Raw genomic sequence first — 16091 nt, forward strand, 5'->3', positions numbered from 1 at the left:
GCTTAGGCCTCCAGCCGGACATCGACGAGGGGGTAGGAGTTGGTGGGTGCCAGGTTGATGTTGGACACCCGTTCCCGGTGGGCGAGGACGGACTTGGGAACGAACGCCCAGGCGCAGGGCCAGGTGTCCCACACGGCCTGCTGGGCTTCATTGAGCAGTTCGGTCCTGCGGGCCGGGTCCGCCTCCTCTGAGGCGGCCTGGATCTTGGCGGTGACCTCGGGGATGACGTAGCCCTGGTAGGTGTCGCGGGTGGCTTCCTTTTCGGGGGTGCCGGCGTACATGCCCTGCAGCATGGTGATGGCCAAACCGGTGGGGCTGGGGTATCCGTTGCCGAGCAGGTCCCAGTCGCCCTGCTTGCCCTGGCGCCAGGCCAGGATGTTGCCGCCGGGTTCGAACTGCTGCAGCTCGGCCTTGACGCCGATCTTGCCGAACATCTCCACCAGCGCCTCCATCACGGAGGTGTCGGAGGCGAACTCGCCGGTTTCCCAGATGATCTTCACGGTCAGGTCCTTCACGCCAAGCTCGGCGAGGGTGGCCTTGGCCTTCTCGGGATCGTAAACGTACTCGCCCGTCTTGTAGTAGCCGGTGAGGCTGGAGGGGGTGACGCCCTCGGCCTGGGTGACGGAGTCCACCAGCACGTCGCGGACCAGGGCCTCGCCGTCGATCGCCATGCTCAGTGCCTGGCGGACGCGGGGATCGGCCAGCGGGTGGCCGGCGGGCTTGCGGAAGTTGAAGAAAATCTGGTTCAGGCGGAGGCTGGACGCTTCCTGCAGCTCGACGCCTGGAAGTCCGGCCAGCTGCTCACGCGAATCGGGGGTGATGGAGTCGATGACGTCCACCTCGCCGCTGCGCAGGGCGATGACGCGGCTGGATTCCTCGGGGAGGAAGCGGACTTCCACGTTGTCCACCTGCGGGGCCGGACCCCAGTAGTTCTCGTTGCGGGCCAGGCTGTAGGTGCCGGCGCCGCGGTTGAACCTGGTGACCACGTAGGGGCCGGTGCCCAGGCCTTCCTGCAGTTCCTCCGGCTTGTTCTGCGCGGCGGGGGTAATCAGGATCATGCTCATGAGCGAGTCCAGGATGGGGATGGGCTTCTTGGACACCATCTTGAAGGTGCGGTCATCCACCGGCACCACCTCGGGGAATTCCGGGAAGAAGCCGGCCACGAAGGAGCCCTGCACCTGCTGGTACATCTTCAGGGCGGTGGCAACATCCTCCACTGTCACGGGGCTGCCGTCAGAGTAGCGGATGCCTTCGCGGAACCGGACGGTCCACTCGGTGGCGCCGGTCATCTCGAAGCGTTCGGCCAGGACCAGCACGGGCTTGGTTTCGGGGCCGATGGCGGTGAGGCCCTGGCGGACGGCGCGCTGCACGGTGACGGCGGCGTCGAACTGGTTGAGCTTGTTGTCAAGGCTGACCAGTGAGCGGTTCAGGGCGAGGGTCAGGGAGCTGGGTCCGGGAAGGCCGGTGGGGCCGGCGCAGCCTGCGAGGCTGCCGGTGCCCAGCAGAAACCCAGCGGCCGCGCTGAACTGCAGCAGGCGGCGGCGGGAAATCTCACTTCCTTGAGGAAGAACGGTCATCGTTGACCTCTCGGTAGATCGGGGGACGGCTGCCGGCCGGAGTGGCTGCGCCGAAATGTTGTGTCCATCACTTTGCCACTCTTGCGCGAATTACGCAACCCCTCTAGCGCGATTCGCGCAGCCGTGACATGATGATGGGGAGCTTCCCGCTTAGTGGCGGGATCCCAGCCGACTACGGACGAGAGGAGCAACGTGGCTTCCGTATTTGTGCAGGCCGACGATTTCTCCGGCGCCGCGGAGGTTGGCTACTGCTTTGTCCGGCATGGGCTCTCCGCGCAGGTCCTGCTGGGCGGGAACATTGCTTCGGTAAGGCACGGCGCCTCCTTTGAGGGGTCCCTCACCGACGTGGTGGTGGCGGATACACACACCCGCGGACTTGCTGAGACTGCTGCCGAGGCGCTGGTGAAGGACGCCTTTTCCAGTCCCGAAGCATCGGGTGCACAGGTGATGTTCAAGAAGATGGACTCCCTGTGGCGCGGCAACGTCCGCACCGAGGTTTCCGCGCTGGCAAGCCATGGTTTCCATGCTGTTGTTGCAGGAGCCCTCCCCCAGCTGCAGCGCTCCGTGGTGGACGGCAGGCCGTTGATGGTTGGCACTCCCCTGGCGGAGACGGACCTGTGGCAGGCGGAACAGTCGGCTCCGCCGGCCGACATTCCGGCATTGCTGCGCCCGGAGGATCCGACCTCGGTTAAGACACTGGATCTGCCCGCTGTCCGGTCAGGTTCGCTGGCCAAGGAACTGTCCGCGCTGCTGGATCCCACCCAGCCGCAACTGGTGGTGGCAGACGGCGAAACCGTGCAGGACCTGGAGCACGTGGTGGACGCCCTGCTGGAGCTGGATTTCCAGGCCGGTGGCCGGCGCATCGTGCTGGTGGGAACCGGCGGAACCGCTGACGTCCTCGCGCAGCATCTCCAAGCACAAACTGCGCGGAATGCGCAAAGCATGACAGCGGCGGAAACATCCACCGCGGAACCGCAGGGTGCCGCCCGACCGGTACTCGCCGTCGTCGGCTCAGCGTCCCGAACCGCGCAGGCGCAGTTGGCCCGGCTCGAAGCGCGCGGTGTCACAGTGGTCCGGCTGCATCCGCAGTATGCCGGTGCCAGGGATGCCTATGCTTCCCAACTGGCCCAGGTTTGGGACCTTTTGTACGCAGGAACCAGCGTGGCCATCACGCTTGCGGCCGCGAAAGTGGACCCCTCTGGATCAGCGCGCATCATGCGGGCCCTCTCGACGTTCGCCGCGGAGGCAGCAAAAGCAACACCCACTGACCTGATCCTCACCGGCGGTGAGACGGCCCGGGAAGTCCTGAACGCCGTCGGCCGCTCCAGTTTGGTGCCGCTCGCCGCGGTGCAGCACGGGGCGGTGCTCAGCCGCGCCGATGACGGGACGCTGGTGGGCACCAAGCCCGGCAGCTTCGGCGATGGCCTGGCCCTCTTACAGCTTTACGACGCAATTCGGGAGCGCCGCGGACAGTCCGCGCAGGCTCCCACCACTAACCTTCCCCCGCTGGACCAACCCTCTGGAGCACCCATGACAACCGAAGCAAGCAAGACCCAGCAGAACGCCCTCCCCTACGTGGCCGTGACCATGGGCGACGGCGCCGGCATCGGCCCGGAGGTCATCGTGCCGGCCGTCCTGGACCAGGGCATCCTGCAGGAATGCCGGCCGGTGGTGGTGGGCGACGCACTGCGGCTGCGCCAGGCCGCCGGGATTGTTGGCGTCGAGGCGGACATCCAGACTATCGAGAACGTGGAGGACGCCGTGTTCACGCCGAACCGGGTGAACGTGATCGACTTGAACCTGCTGCCGGAGGACCTGGCCTGGGGACAGCTTTCTCCCGTTGCCGGCCACGCCGCGTATGAATACATTCGCGTTGCCAGCGAACTGGCGATGGCCGGCAAGGTGCAGGCCATCTGCACCGCGCCGCTGAACAAGGAGGCGTTGCACGCCGCCGGGCACATTTACCCCGGACACACCGAGCTGCTGGCCCACCTGACGGGCACCGAGGAAGTGTCCATGATGCTGTCCACCCCCAAAATCCGCGTCATCCACGTGACCACACACATCGGGCTCATGGACGCGATCCGCAAGATCAACCCGGACCTGGTGGAGCGCACCATCCGCCGCGGCCACGAAGCACTGGTCCGGGCGGGCATCCCGAACCCGAAGATCGGCGTCTGCGCCATCAACCCACACGCCGGCGAGAACGGCCTGTTCGGGCAAGGCGAGGAAGCCGAGAAAATCGAACCCGGCGTCAAGGCTGCGCAGGCTGACGGAATCAACGCCGTGGGCCCGCTCCCGGCGGACACCCTGTTCTTCCTGGCCGGCCGCGGCGACTACGACCTGGTGGTGGCCATGTACCACGACCAGGGGCACGGCCCCGTGAAGGTGCTGGGCATCGAGGCCGGCGTCAACATCACAGTGGGCCTGCCCGTAATCCGCACCTCCGTGGACCACGGCACCGCGTTCGACATCGCCGGCAGGGCCATCGCTGACTCCCGCTCCATGGTGGAGGCGTTGCACCAGGCTGCGGAGATGGCCACCCGGCCATCCGTCGCCGTGTAGCTTACCGTTGGTTGAAACCTGTCGAAACCCACTGGTGACTAGCATGGTTACCATTGCCGCGGGAAGGAGCCCGGGAATGCTGAGCGCAAACGCGCGCCGCGAGGAGATCTACCACCTCGCCGTCACCACCGGCCTGGCCTCCGTGGAGGAGCTCTCCGCCCGGTTCGAGGTGACGGCGTCCACAATCCGCCGCGACCTCGCGCTCCTGAACAGCCAGGGCCGGCTGGCCCGCACCTACGGCGGGGCCATGGCCCTGGGCGCGCACCCGGAGGCGTCGCTGCGGCAACGCACGGGCGAGGCGTTCGAGCAGAAGCACGCGATCGCGCGGTGGGCCGCGTCCGTGATCCAGTCCGGGGAAAACATCCTGCTCGACGCCGGCTCCACCGCGGGTGCCCTTGCCCACGAACTGCGCGGGTTCGGTCCATTGTCCGTCACCACGCCGGGTATCAACACGCTGCAGGAGCTGGCCGATTCGGAGGGCATCGAGGTGGACTGCCTGGGCGGCCGGCTCCGGGGCGTTTCGCAGAGTTTCGTGGGACCGCTCGCCGAGGCGGCCCTGGAGCGGATGAGCTTCGACCGCGTCTTCCTGGGCGCCGACGCCGTCACCGCCGAGGACGGCATTTGCGAGGCGGACCACGCCCAGACCCGGCTCAAGGAACTGATGGCCCGCCGCGGACGCGAGGTATATGTGCTGGCGGACTCCTCCAAGCTCGGCCACCGCCCGTTCCACGCCTGGGCGCGGCTTGCTCTGCCCTGGACTTTGGTGACGGACGACGGCGCCGACCCCGGCCAGGTGCAGAAGTTCCGGGACGCGGGAATCCAGGTTGAGGTGGCATCAGTCGGCGCTTGAGCCCGGAATTGATCGCGCTGGGTACTCTTCTACTAACCACGAGCAAGACCGAACACGGACTGGAGACACGCATGTACGCCGTGCTCGAATACACCTACGAGGACAACTACCTTGAGACCCGCGAGAAATACCGCCCAGTCCACCTGAAGGCGGCGTGGGAGGCAGTCGAACGGGGCGAGCCTCTGTTGGGCGGAGCCGTTGGTGACGGGAGTTAAACCAGCCGCAACCAGTCCTACTCCGGCGCGGAACGCGTCCCGGAGTCCGTGCCGTCACCGGTGGTTGCAACGAAGTTCCAGTCGAACGATCCGTCACCCCGCAGGGTCAGCCGGAGGAACCCGTGGGTGTCGCTGATCCGCTCCTCGATGTACCGCGGCCTGCTGGTGAATTCGCGGAGGTCGATACCTCCAGTGGAAACCTGGAAGGCCGTCATCCCGTCATCAACGCACCGGTCTGAAGCGTTCACCGGGCAAGACCGCTCGTAGTTGTGCTGCGACCCTGAAAGGGTCAAACGGACCCGGTGCTTCCACATCACGTTGATCCACGGCTTATGGTCGTCGGCCCGCCTGTGCGCCTCGGTATTCGAGGTGTAATACGGTTCGTGGTACACCACCGCCAGGTGCTTGCCTGCCGCCTTCGCCTTTTCCAGGTCCTTGTCCAGCCACTTCGTCAGCTCCCGGGCCCGCTTCGTGTTGTACTTCCAGTGCGCCGAGGACAGGAACGCGAAGTGCCAGTTGCCGAAGTCCTTTGAGTACGGTTGCCCGTTCCAGATGAATCCCAGCTCCTGGTTCGCCGCGGATTTCGCGGTGGATCCCGGGCATTGGCCGTCCATGAAGTTGTCCAGGTCCGTGTTGCGGCCCGGTTCCCAGTCGTGGTTCGGGGCGGACACCCAGTACAACTTGGGCATCGTGCCGCCCCACAGTTGCGCCCAGTACTCCACGTAGTCCTCGCAATATGCGGTGCGGTACTGGAAGTCGCCGAGTCCAAGGAACGCGTCTATCTCGTTGTTTTCGACGAGCCGGGTAATTGCCGCGGCGTTCCGGCCAGAGGGGCTGTCCGGGTCAACGTTGCGTTCGGGGTTCATGTCACCGACGGCGGCAATATGGACATCTGGTACCGGGGTCGGGGACGGAGGCGGCTCGGGAGGAGGATTTGTGCAACCGGAAACAGAAACCGCGAAAAGGACCGCAGCGATCGCGGCCACACGCTTGAAGGGTCTCAACCGGGATGCCGATTGCATCCGAACCCCCTTCCAGAAGCCGGACCGCAGGCCGGCTCACGAAAAACACCCAAGCAAGCCCCCCGGCCCCTTGATACTCCTAAACGGTCGGACTGGCTGTCAAGGGATGGGAACCGGATGGGCGTTATCGGAGCCAGGCCTTCGAAAACCAAACCTCGTCCAACAGGGCCCACCCTCGGTAAAATGGGCCATGGTGCTGATTGGGCTCTTTCTATTGGTCGCATTCCTGCTCGCCATCCTGGTTCTGTGCGAAATTCTCTGGATTGTCGGCAAGACAGTTTGGTGGCTGCTGGAACTCGTGGACGGGACAGTAAGCGCAAGAAGACGCGCGTCCAGCCTTAGTCGCCGGAACGCCATGCCGGTTTCGGCCCGGCCCGGGCCTCCGGGCACTCCCCCTGCACCCGTCGGTGCAGGCCCCACGGACCCGTCCGGAATCTGGCCAAAGTGGAACGCATCCCACCGGCGGTACAAGGACCAAGAACTGGCCCTCTGGCAGGAACAGTTTGATGCCTTGAAATCCCGCGAATAGGCCTCCCCGGAACTCCCTCGGGGTAGGCCTTGGTACGAAGGCATGCGCAAGGGCTGGTTCTCCCGGTCTTCCCCTTCCCCACCCAAGTAGCTCGCAGTTAACGTCGTGAAAACGCGAGTTCGCCACGTTAACTGCGAGTCAGTTGGGGTGGCGGGAGGGATGGTGGTTGAGCCTGCCGGAGCCCGGGCATATCCTGCATCCAGACCTGCGGAAACGCCTGCGGACGGGAGAGCCAGCCATGGAAATGCCCAAAGCCACCGAGGAAGACAAGGAACGCTTCCGGCAGGTAGTGCCGGACCGGCCGGACGTCGTGGTCAAGCCGATGTTCGGCAATATGGGCGCCTTCGTCAACGGCAACATGTTCGCTGGACTCTTCGGGGCAACCATCGGCGTGAAGCTCTCGGACGAGGACCGCGTGATGCTCGAGTCGTCCGAGCGGACGGTGCCGTTCGGACCGGCGGACCGCCCGATGGCCGGCTATTCGGGGTTGCCGGAGGTGTGGAATGAGGAGGGCGACGGCGACGATACACGAGCCAGGGCCTGGGCCACCAAAGCCTACGAATACGTCTGCACCCTGCCGCCCAAGGAGCCCAAGGCGGCGAAGACTGCGAAGAATACGGCCAGGAAGTAGCCATGGAGCCAACCCGCGTGATTCTGCTCCCCGGCTCGGTGCTCCCCGCGGACCTTGCGTACGGGCCCCTCATCGAAGCCCTCGGTCCGGACGTGCAGGCCGTGGCCAAGGACCTTGAGCTGTACCGGGACGACCAGCCGCCGTCGGGCTGGACCCTGGACATCGAGGTTGAGGGTGTCCTGCGGGAGGCCGACGCCCGGAACTGGCAGACCTTCCACCTGGTGGGCTATTCCGACGGCGGAAGCGTGGCACTGGCGTTCGCTGCCCGGCACCCCGGGCGCCTGCAGAGCCTGTCCCTGCTGGAGCCGGCCTGGGCGGGCAGTTGGGACTGGAGCCCGTCCTACGCCGAACACCGGCGGAAGTACGACGAACTGCAGGCGCTCCCGCAGGAGGAGCTCCTGCCCGCCTTTATGAGGCTGGGCGTGAAGCACGACGTCGTCCTGCCGCCTCCGGAGCCCGGTCCCCCGCCGCCGTGGATGGGCAAGCGGCTGGCAGGAATCAGGGCTTTCCTGCGGGCTTTCACGAGCTATGACCTGGACCGTGCGCGGCTCGCCGCTTTCAGCAAGCCGGTGTTCTTTGCCCTGGGCGGCCTCAGCCGCCAGGAGGACTATGGAGAGGTTGCCGCCCGGTTGGCCCGGGTGTTCTTTCCCGACTTCCACCTGGAGGTTTTCCCCCGGCGCCACCACTTCGACCCGCCTCACCGGGTGGAGCCGGAGCGGCTAGCGGATGGGCTCCGCAGGCACTGGGCAGCCGCGGAAGGAGAGGCCGAAGACCGGCACGAACGGACGGGATCCCGGACCGGCTAACACCGTCCGCCCGTGGATGCCTAGGAGGCGTCTGCTGCCGGCCGGGCGTAGGCTGACCCGGACCGCGTCCGCTCCAGCAGGCCGAAGTCGACGAGGTAGCGGCGAAGGAGGACGACGTCGTCGGTGTAGTTCAGGAGCCGGTCGTTGACCTGCCGTTCGGTGAGGACCTCGTCCGGGCGGATGGCGTCGGCGGCAACCCAGGCCAACAGTTCCCGGCGTTCACTCAGGCTCGATGGATACCTGTCGATGCGGCCCAGGCGCAAAAACCTGGCCACCCCGGTCTTCGGCTGCCGCGGCTGCTGCGACAGCAAGTCGCGGAAGATGGTTCCGGAGGCTCCCAGCCCGCCGTCCGCCGTCGTCTCCACCAGGCCTGCTTCCAGCAGGACCCGCATGGCCTTGTCCCGCCGCTGCTCCTTCACGTCAGGAAGTACATCCGCAGGGCGGGCACCGAGGACTATTTGGGCGTAAGCAGTCCGCGCGTCATCGCTTGCCAGGGCGGCCATTACGCGGCGCCAGTGCGGACCGCTTTGGCTTGCCGCCGCCGCTCCCATAGTGCTTCGACCAAACGAAGAGACCATGGCTCAGTATGGCACCTGATTCATAAACCCAGCTTCCTGAGCCTTCCGGAAGGAGCAGACCGACGCTACTCGACGGCGTGGTAGGCGTTGACGCGGCCGTGCGCCCAGAACGTTTCCATACCGCTCTTGACCTCGCCCGAGGATTCGACCTTTTCCCGGACTGACGCGGCAGTGGCCCCTGGATGCGAGCTCCAAACCAGCGCCGCGACCGCGGCGACAATCGGTGAGGACATCGATGTGCCGCTGCCGACGTCGTAGCTCAAGGCGCGGTTGTTCGGCCCGGCCAGTGCATACGGGTGGTTCGGAAAGGTGGAGTAGACGTTGACCCCCGGCGCCGCGATGTCCACCCAGCTTGAGCCGTAGGTTGAGAAGGCCGCCTTGGCATCGTTGTTGTCGGTGGCACCGACGGCAATCACGTTGGAATAGGCGCCCGGGTAGATCCGGGCCTGGTTGCCGCCGTTGCCTGCCGCGGCAACGAGCACCACCCCCTTGCTCCAGGCCTTGTTCACGGCAGCTTCAAGTGTTCGTGACGCCTGCGCGCCGAGGCTCATGTTAATCACCTTCGCGCCGTTGCTGACTGCCCAGTTGATGCCGTTCGCCACGCTCGAGCTGGTACCGACGCCGCTGTCATTGAGCACTTTTCCTGCAAGGATGGTGCAGCCTGGGCACACTCCTGCAACACCACGGCTGTTGTTGGCAGTGGCCGCCACAATCCCGGCCACATGGGTGCCGTGCCCGTAGTAGTCCTCGGCGATCACGTCCCCGGTCCTGGTTGATGAACTGCTGAAATTCGCCCGCGCAACCACTTTGGGCGAAATATCCTCATGGTTGCCGTCCACGCCGGAGTCCAGGATTGCCACCTTGAGGCCGATGCCGGTGGTGACGTTCCAGGCTTCGTCGGCGTCGACGTCAGCGTCTGGCGTGCCGCCGGGGACGTTTATGGGGTAGTCGGGGTTGTTGTTGGGAAATGACTGGCCGACGTTTTTCAACGCGTACTGGTAATCGAACAGGGGGTCAGCGGAGGCTGCGTAGACAACGTGGTCCGGTTCCGCGTACTCAACCGCGGGGTTGTTGCTGAGCGCGGCAATCAATTGGGATTCCCGACTGGCAGACACCGGGATTTCGCGGGTGCCGGTGCCACCGATTTCGGCTCCTTCGCCGAGACCGTAGCGGCGCAGGATATCGGCCGCGGCGCCGTTGTCGCGGAATTTGACCAGGATCCGGCCCGCTTGGGACTGATCGGGCGGGGCTGCGCTGCCAGGAACTGCCAAGGCGATGGTGCCGAGCACCATCATGATTGCGGCGAAGATAGCCAGGACGACTTTTCCCATAGCGCCAATAGTGCGCGCGGGGGCACCTGCTGGATAGGGGTAAATGCCCCCAAAATCTGTTGATCCCGACAGCCGTTTGGACTAACACCGCTGCCATGTGAGATGCTTCACAGGTTTTTGTGCTGTGCGCGCCCTGTGTGTCCATCCGACCATGCGCCGCACAAACAGCATCACCCACGCTCTTTATGGAGGGAACCCACACTTATGAGCGATGTTTTGTCCGCCATCAATGGCGTGATCTGGAGCGACTGGCTCGTTTACCTGTGCCTCGCCACCGGTGTCTACTTCTCCGTCCGTTCCCGCTTCCTGCAGGTGCGGCATATCAAGGGAATGCTCCAGCAACTGGTGCACGGCGAGAAGTCGGCCTCCGGCGTTTCTTCGTTCCAGGCCCTGGCCATGTCCCTGTCCGGCCGCGTCGGCACCGGCAACGTCGCCGGCGTCGCCACCGCGATCGCCTTTGGCGGGCCGGGCGCCCTGTTCTGGATGTGGACCGTCGCCTTCCTCGGCGCATCCACGTCCTTCATCGAGTCCACCCTCGGCCAGATCTACAAGACCCGCGACCCACTGACCGGCGAGTACCGCGGCGGCCCGGCCTACTACTTCTCCCGCGCGTTCGCCCACACCAAGGGCGCCGGTTTCTTCAAGGTCTACGGCTACGTCTTCGCGGCCGTGACCGTGCTGGCCTGCGGCGTCCTTCTCCCCGGAGTCCAGGCCAACTCGATGGCCACCGCCATCGGCGGCGCGTGGACCGTGGAACCGTGGATCGTGGCCGTTGGAACCGTCATCGTCCTGGCTTTCGTCATCATCGGCGGCGTCAAGCGCATCGCCAGCGTGGCATCCTTCGTGGTGCCGTTCATGGCCGCCGGCTACATCCTCCTTGCGCTGATCGTCGTGATCCTCAACGCCGGCCAGCTACCGGAAATCCTCTCCCTGGTGTTCCGCAGCGCATTCGGCATGGACTCTGCCCTTGGAGCGATCATCGGCCTGGCCGTGATGTGGGGCGTCAAGCGCGGCGTCTACTCTAATGAGGCCGGGCAGGGAACCGGCCCGCACGCTGCGGCCGCGGCTGAAGTTTCGCACCCGGCGAAGCAGGGCCTGGTCCAGGCGTTCGCGGTCTACATCGACACGCTGTTCGTGTGCTCGGCCACCGGCTTCCTGATCCTCTCCACCGGCGCCTACCGCGTCTTCGCCGGAGGAAGCGAGGACGGCGAAGTCCTCGCTGAGGGCGGCCTGCTCTCTGCCACCGCCACGGTGGGTCCGCAGTTCGTGCAGACGGGCTTTGATTCCGTTTTCCCCGGGGTGGGCGCCGCGTTCATCGCCATCACGCTGTTCTTCTTCTGCCTGACCACCATCATCGCCTACTACTACATGGCGGAAACCAACCTGCGTTTCCTCCTGGGCAAGTCCTCGAACAGGCTGGTCCCCGGAATCCGGGCAAGCCTCGGCCGGGTGACCACCATGGCCCTGCAGGTAGCGATCCTCATTGCGGTTGCCTACGGCTGCGTGAACACGGCCGCCGACGCGTGGACCATGGGTGACATCGGCGTCGGACTCATGGCCTGGCTGAACATCCTCGGCATCCTGATCCTGCAGAAGCCCGCGCTCAAGGCCCTCAAGGACTACGAGCGGCAGCAGAAGCTCGGCCTGGATCCGGTCTTCGACCCGCGGCCCCTCGATATCACCGGGGCCACCTTCTGGGAGTCCTACAAGAAGGCGGACCTCGAGAAGGACGCCACGCGCGTCTAACGCGCAAGGCATTCCAGCCACGCGGCAGTGCGCCGCGCCGCTTAGTCGGCGCGGCGCACTGCCGTTAACGGCCGCAGCCGGTTCAATCGGGAAGACCCGGGCTCGTGGCCCTGCCGAGGATGTGCGCCATGGGAGGGGTCAGGGCCGACGGAGCGAAGCCAAACCGGCGGTTGTCTTGGATGGTGAATCCCGCTTCCCTGATCGAGCGGAGCGTGTCCCTGTTCGGATGGCAGCCTCCGGCAGCGCGCTGCCAGAGAGGCGTGAGCACGTCTTCAACTGCGGCCAGGAGAGGCTGTTCGGAACGGACGTGTTCGTAAAAGGCCAACGTCCCGCCGGGCTTCAGGACACGGCGGACTTCCGCGAGGACGGCGGCCTGGTTCTCCACGCTGCATAGGACGAGGCTGGCCACCACGGCGTCGAGGCTGGCAGTGTCCGCCGGGATCCGCTCAGCCACCCCGGCAGCCACCGTCACCGGCACGGACGCCCTGGAGGTCTCCTGCTGAGCCAGGTCCCTCAAGTAATCATCAGGTTCCAGTGCCAGGACGTGCGTGACCGCAGGCGGGTAGAGCGGAAAGGAGGATCCGGCCCCGGCGCCGATCTCCACGACGGATCCGTGCAGGTCCGCCAGCAGGCGCCGGCGGTGCTCCGTGGCTCCGCGGCGGTCCATCTTGTCAACAGCCCGGGCGTATGCCCGCGCAAACCGCGGATGCTTGGCACGCTCCAACTTTTGATTGTGAGCGGGGCCTTCAGCCGGTTGGTCCATGCGGTGCCTTTCCTGAGAGGGTGCCTGCGCTCAGGCCGGCTCCTGCTGCGTTGATGTGCCGGGTTCCCGGCGCGCCCCATCATCCCCGGCCTTCGACAGCGTGAATATCCCGTAGCGCATCGCACCGGTACGGTATGCCAGGATCAGGCGGGGAATGCTCAGGACAGCGCTGCGATTGCGTGCGCCCAGAGCGAGGCGGCGCGTCTCGCGGTCAACGAATATGGCCTTCACAAGTCGGCCGGCGCAGATCCACCATGTACGGGCAACCCGCCGGCTGACGTCCTCGTAGCCAGTGACCGCAAAGCCGGCCGCAGCTGCCATCGCCTCATATTCCTCGCGCGTGCCCATTGAGGGCAGGCGCCCTTCGCGGCAGATGGGCTCCAGCAGGTGTCGGACTTTCCATCCGCCGGCGTCAGTCCCGGCAAGCCACGCGCAGACAACCAGGCGGCCGCCGGGCGAGAGCACGCGGTGCGCCTCGGCGAAGAACCTTGGCTTGTCCACCATGTGCTCACTGGACTCGATCGCCCATGCCGCATCAACCGACGCTTCGGACAGACCGTTGACCAGCCAGTCCCGGACATGGATGTCCACGTCCGGCACGGGATGCGCGGCGGCGTAGCGGGACTGCTCAGTGGAAAGCGTAAAGCCGGTGACGCGCACCCTGCGTGTCGCCGTGAGCCGCCTGGCAGTGGCGCCGTAGCCGCAGCCGATGTCCACGCACCCCTGGCCGGGCTTGAGTCGCAACCGGTCCCCAACGGTGTCGGCCAGCGCCTCGACGGCTTCGCCCGTCGTCTCGCGGCCCGTCGCCCACAGCCCGTGATGGACATGGTCCCCCCACACCCGGCGGTAAAGGGGATCGAGCTCGTCGTAGTGATCCGCGACCGCCACTTCGTCCTGGGAGATATCGGGGACTATCACGCCCTGACACTACAGGGGCGCTCCGGGCCAAAGGAAGAGCGTGCTTGTCCAACACGCGCGTCTCACCGGTAGGCTGGAAGTCCCTAGACCAATCAAAAGAGCGAGGCAACAACGTGCACCAGGACGCCGCCCGGTTCCTGTCCCAGCCGGTGGCAGCCCAGCCCGGTTCGCCGCTGCGGGTGGCGGTGTACTCGCGGATCGCCGAAGCCATCCGCAACGGCCTCCTCACACCCGGCTCCATGATCCCCACCGAGACCGAACTCGGCACGGACATGAAGGTCAGCCGCACCGTGGTCCGCGAAGCCCTCATGCTCCTCGAGGAGGACGGGCTGATCAGGGCGAGGCGCGGCGTCGGACGTTTCGTCTCGGACACGCTCCCCCGCATCGGCATCGAACGCATCCAGCCGTTCGAGGACGTCCTTGGCAGTCCCGGGCAGCGAGTGGAGGTCAAGCGCACCCAGGTGGTCCGGCAGCCCGCGTCCGAATTCGTCGCCCCCGGCGTCGGCGTCGAGCCCGGCACCGACAGCTGGCTCTGGGAGTCCGTCCTGATCCGCGACGGCGAGGCCATCGCCCACCTGCAGGAAAACGTCACGGCCCAGCCGGTCAGCTTCGGCAAGAACGCCCCCCTTGAAATTAACGACGACGGCGGCGCCACCCTGCTTGCCACGCTCACCAGGCAGCTGGGCAGGCTGCCCGGGCCGGGCGAGTGCCAGATCAGCCTCAGCCAGGTGGGACCGAGCCGGGCAAAGCTGCTGGACCTGCGCCCGTCGGACCCGGTGCTGGTCCTGACGCAGTACGTCCGGAACGGCAACCGGCCCTTCTACCTGGCCAAGTGCCTGGTGTCCGCCCGGGCCGGGCACCTCTCGGTAATGCAGCAGTTCCAGTCCTGACTGAAAGTCCTTGGCCCCCTCGATAAGGCGTTGGCAAGGCAGAGGGCCCCGGAATGCTGCATTCCGGGGCCCTCTGCCTAATGGGACTCAGCCCATAACGAGGTTCAGGATGAACAGCAGCGGGATGGATCCGGCCCAGACGGCGGTGGTGATGCCCGACCAGCCCCGAAGCGCTGCGGTGCCGCCAAGCCCGGTGAACCGGGTAACCACCCAGAAGTAGGAGTCATTGAAGTAGCTAAGGATCATGGAACCGGCGGTGCAAGCCATTGCGGCCACCAGCGGATCAATGCCGAGTGTTCCCACCAGCGGGGCAGTGACGGACGCCGCGGTGATCATCGCCACCGTACCCGAGCCCTGGGCGAGCCGCACGAGGGTGGCCACCAGGAACGGCACAAGGAAGGCCGGCAGCGCGCTGGCGGCAATGGCCTCCGCCAGTGCATCACCGACACCTGAGCTTCGAAGCACCTGTCCCAGTGCACCGCCGGCACCGGTGATCAGCAGGATCAGGCCGGCGGAGGCAGCAGCCTCGGCAAACCAGCCCTGGACCCTACCGCGCGGAGTCCACCGCGGCAACAGCACGTAGACGGCAAGCAGGACGCCTATGATCAGGGCGATGACCGGATTCCCGATGAAGGCGAAGGGAACAACCCATGCGGACGGCTCGTACGTTCCGCCGACAACCCCCTGGGCGTTCTGGTCAATGGCGCCCGTGACCGTGTTCAGCACAATCAGCAGCAGCGGGACCAGGAGCGGCAGGGAACCGAGGAAGGCGCTGACACGGTGCGGCTTGGCACCGGCGGGTGCAGTACCCAGTTCCAGCTCCGGATCATCCGGAAGCTCTCCTTCCCGGACGCCGGCGGCATCATACCCGGCGCCCGCTTCCGAGCCGCCGCGGTCTGATCCCTCGGTGGCGCCCACCAAAGCGGCTCGGCCGTAAACAGCCTCGCGGACCTCCTCCGAGACGGAATCTTCGAGCTTGGGTCCGATCCACTTTGCGTAGGCCACGGCAACCGGGAGGAGGAGGACGGTGAAGGCCAAACCGGTGAGGATTACCGCGCCCATATCCGCGCCCAGCAGGCCAGTCACGGCCAAGGGGCCGGGCGTGGGCGGTACGAGATGGTGCGTCAGGGTCATGCCTACGCCCAGCGCCAGCGCCAGTGCCACATAACCGGCGCGCTTGACCCGTGCGATGGAACGGGCCAGCGGGTTCATGATCACGTACCCGGAGTCGCAGAAGACCGGGATCGATACCAAGGCACCGACCGTACCCATCGCCCAAGGTTCCCGGCCTTTGCCGAAGAAGCGAAGGAAAGCCAGGGCCAGCGCGTTGGCCGCCCCGGAAACTTCAAGGATCTTGCCGATGGCCACACCGAGTCCGATCACGATCCCGATAGAGGCAAGGGTGTTGCCGAAGCCGGTGGTGATGGCTTTGACGATGTCCAGCGGGGCCTGGCCGGCGACGAGGCCGGTCACGAGGGCGGCTATCAGCAACGCCACGAAGGCGTCCAGCCGGGTGCGAAGTACGAGCACGACGATGGTCGCGATGCCCAGTACCAGCGCAAGCAATAGTTGTATATCCACGGTGATGTACTCCTTGGGGACAAGAGCGCGGGCGCGCTGCCCGGCTGCTCCTTTCGAACGGGGCCAGTGCCTGGTGGAATTGACTCCGT

The 16091-nt window shown here is 66.0% G+C and carries 14 protein-coding genes; 7 read left to right on the top strand and 7 right to left on the bottom strand.

What is annotated here, in order from left to right; all coding sequences use genetic code 11:
* Nucleotides 1–2: 2 nt before the first annotated feature.
* Nucleotides 3–1577 carry an ABC transporter substrate-binding protein gene (locus FDW83_RS14345; protein WP_138138759.1) on the bottom strand — a complete coding sequence of 525 codons (1575 nt, stop codon included), beginning with the start codon at nucleotides 1575–1577 and terminating at the stop codon, nucleotides 3–5.
* A gap of 192 nt (nucleotides 1578–1769) precedes the next feature.
* Here FDW83_RS14345 and pdxA point away from each other — a divergent pair, with 192 nt between their 5' ends.
* From pdxA to FDW83_RS14360, 3 genes are all read left to right on the top strand, one after another.
* Nucleotides 1770–4142, top strand: coding sequence for a 4-hydroxythreonine-4-phosphate dehydrogenase PdxA (pdxA, locus tag FDW83_RS14350; protein WP_138138760.1), 2373 nt, complete (start codon nucleotides 1770–1772; stop codon nucleotides 4140–4142).
* A gap of 76 nt (nucleotides 4143–4218) precedes the next feature.
* Nucleotides 4219–4992 (top strand): DeoR/GlpR family DNA-binding transcription regulator, encoded by a 774-nt coding sequence (locus FDW83_RS14355; RefSeq protein WP_138138761.1) that lies wholly within the window; start codon nucleotides 4219–4221, stop codon nucleotides 4990–4992.
* Nucleotides 4989–5207 (top strand): hypothetical protein, encoded by a 219-nt coding sequence (locus tag FDW83_RS14360; protein ID WP_138138762.1) that lies wholly within the window; start codon nucleotides 4989–4991, stop codon nucleotides 5205–5207. Before FDW83_RS14355 ends, FDW83_RS14360 begins: the two co-directional genes overlap by 4 nt.
* A gap of 17 nt (nucleotides 5208–5224) precedes the next feature.
* Here the strand turns inward: FDW83_RS14360 and FDW83_RS14365 are convergent, their stop codons facing one another.
* Complete coding sequence (locus FDW83_RS14365; protein WP_240720993.1) at nucleotides 5225–6073, bottom strand: hypothetical protein; 849 nt, start codon at nucleotides 6071–6073, stop codon at nucleotides 5225–5227.
* Nucleotides 6074–6996: 923 nt separating this feature from the next.
* Here FDW83_RS14365 and FDW83_RS14370 point away from each other — a divergent pair.
* Together FDW83_RS14370 and FDW83_RS14375 are read left to right on the top strand one after the other, a co-directional pair.
* Nucleotides 6997–7389: a TfoX/Sxy family protein gene (locus FDW83_RS14370; protein WP_138138764.1), complete on the top strand. Its 393-nt coding sequence runs from the start codon at nucleotides 6997–6999 to the stop codon at nucleotides 7387–7389.
* 2 nt (nucleotides 7390–7391) lie between these two features.
* Entirely contained in the window at nucleotides 7392–8195 is an 804-nt protein-coding gene (locus tag FDW83_RS14375; RefSeq protein ID WP_171027568.1) for an alpha/beta fold hydrolase, read from the top strand.
* Between the two features lie 20 nt (nucleotides 8196–8215).
* Here the strand turns inward: FDW83_RS14375 and FDW83_RS14380 are convergent, their stop codons facing one another.
* Together FDW83_RS14380 and FDW83_RS14385 are read right to left on the bottom strand one after the other, a co-directional pair.
* On the bottom strand, nucleotides 8216–8698 hold the full coding sequence (locus tag FDW83_RS14380) for a DUF2087 domain-containing protein (protein WP_138138765.1): 483 nt from the start codon (nucleotides 8696–8698) through the stop codon (nucleotides 8216–8218).
* Nucleotides 8699–8838: 140 nt separating this feature from the next.
* Nucleotides 8839–10104 carry a S8 family serine peptidase gene (locus tag FDW83_RS14385; RefSeq protein ID WP_138138766.1) on the bottom strand — a complete coding sequence of 422 codons (1266 nt, stop codon included), beginning with the start codon at nucleotides 10102–10104 and terminating at the stop codon, nucleotides 8839–8841.
* A 204-nt stretch (nucleotides 10105–10308) separates the two neighbouring features.
* On the opposite strand from FDW83_RS14385, the gene FDW83_RS14390 reads away from it, so the two are divergent.
* Entirely contained in the window at nucleotides 10309–11850 is a 1542-nt protein-coding gene (locus tag FDW83_RS14390) for a sodium:alanine symporter family protein (RefSeq protein WP_138138767.1), read from the top strand.
* An 82-nt stretch (nucleotides 11851–11932) separates the two neighbouring features.
* Here FDW83_RS14390 and FDW83_RS14395 read toward each other — a convergent pair whose 3' ends face one another.
* Nucleotides 11933–12574 (bottom strand): class I SAM-dependent methyltransferase, encoded by a 642-nt coding sequence (locus FDW83_RS14395; RefSeq protein ID WP_240720994.1) that lies wholly within the window; start codon nucleotides 12572–12574, stop codon nucleotides 11933–11935.
* A gap of 69 nt (nucleotides 12575–12643) precedes the next feature.
* Entirely contained in the window at nucleotides 12644–13531 is an 888-nt protein-coding gene (locus FDW83_RS14400) for a cyclopropane-fatty-acyl-phospholipid synthase family protein (protein WP_138138769.1), read from the bottom strand.
* A 113-nt stretch (nucleotides 13532–13644) separates the two neighbouring features.
* On the opposite strand from FDW83_RS14400, the gene FDW83_RS14405 reads away from it, so the two are divergent.
* Entirely contained in the window at nucleotides 13645–14421 is a 777-nt protein-coding gene (locus FDW83_RS14405) for a GntR family transcriptional regulator (RefSeq protein WP_138138844.1), read from the top strand.
* An 87-nt stretch (nucleotides 14422–14508) separates the two neighbouring features.
* Here FDW83_RS14405 and FDW83_RS14410 read toward each other — a convergent pair whose 3' ends face one another.
* The gene (locus FDW83_RS14410) at nucleotides 14509–16002 is read right to left on the bottom strand and encodes a GntP family permease (RefSeq protein WP_205754683.1); all 1494 of its coding nucleotides are present in this window, start codon (nucleotides 16000–16002) and stop codon (nucleotides 14509–14511) included.
* Nucleotides 16003–16091: the final 89 nt, after the last annotated feature.

This window comes from Pseudarthrobacter sp. NamE2, assembly GCF_005796205.1.
Classification (GTDB): Bacteria; Actinomycetota; Actinomycetes; order Actinomycetales; family Micrococcaceae; genus Arthrobacter.

Bases quoted from the DNA above. Each gene is read 5' to 3' on its own strand.
- FDW83_RS14345 (WP_138138759.1), bottom strand. From the start codon at position 1,577: ATGACCGTTCTTCCTCAAGGAAGTGAGATTTCCCGCCGCCGCCTGCTG.
- FDW83_RS14355 (WP_138138761.1), top strand. From the start codon at position 4,219: ATGCTGAGCGCAAACGCGCGCCGCGAGGAGATCTACCACCTCGCCGTC.
- FDW83_RS14365 (WP_240720993.1), bottom strand. From the start codon at position 6,073: ATGAACCCCGAACGCAACGTTGACCCGGACAGCCCCTCTGGCCGGAAC.
- FDW83_RS14370 (WP_138138764.1), top strand. From the start codon at position 6,997: ATGGAAATGCCCAAAGCCACCGAGGAAGACAAGGAACGCTTCCGGCAG.
- FDW83_RS14375 (WP_171027568.1), top strand. From the start codon at position 7,392: ATGGAGCCAACCCGCGTGATTCTGCTCCCCGGCTCGGTGCTCCCCGCG.
- FDW83_RS14380 (WP_138138765.1), bottom strand. From the start codon at position 8,698: ATGGCCGCCCTGGCAAGCGATGACGCGCGGACTGCTTACGCCCAAATA.
- FDW83_RS14385 (WP_138138766.1), bottom strand. From the start codon at position 10,104: ATGGGAAAAGTCGTCCTGGCTATCTTCGCCGCAATCATGATGGTGCTC.
- FDW83_RS14390 (WP_138138767.1), top strand. From the start codon at position 10,309: ATGAGCGATGTTTTGTCCGCCATCAATGGCGTGATCTGGAGCGACTGG.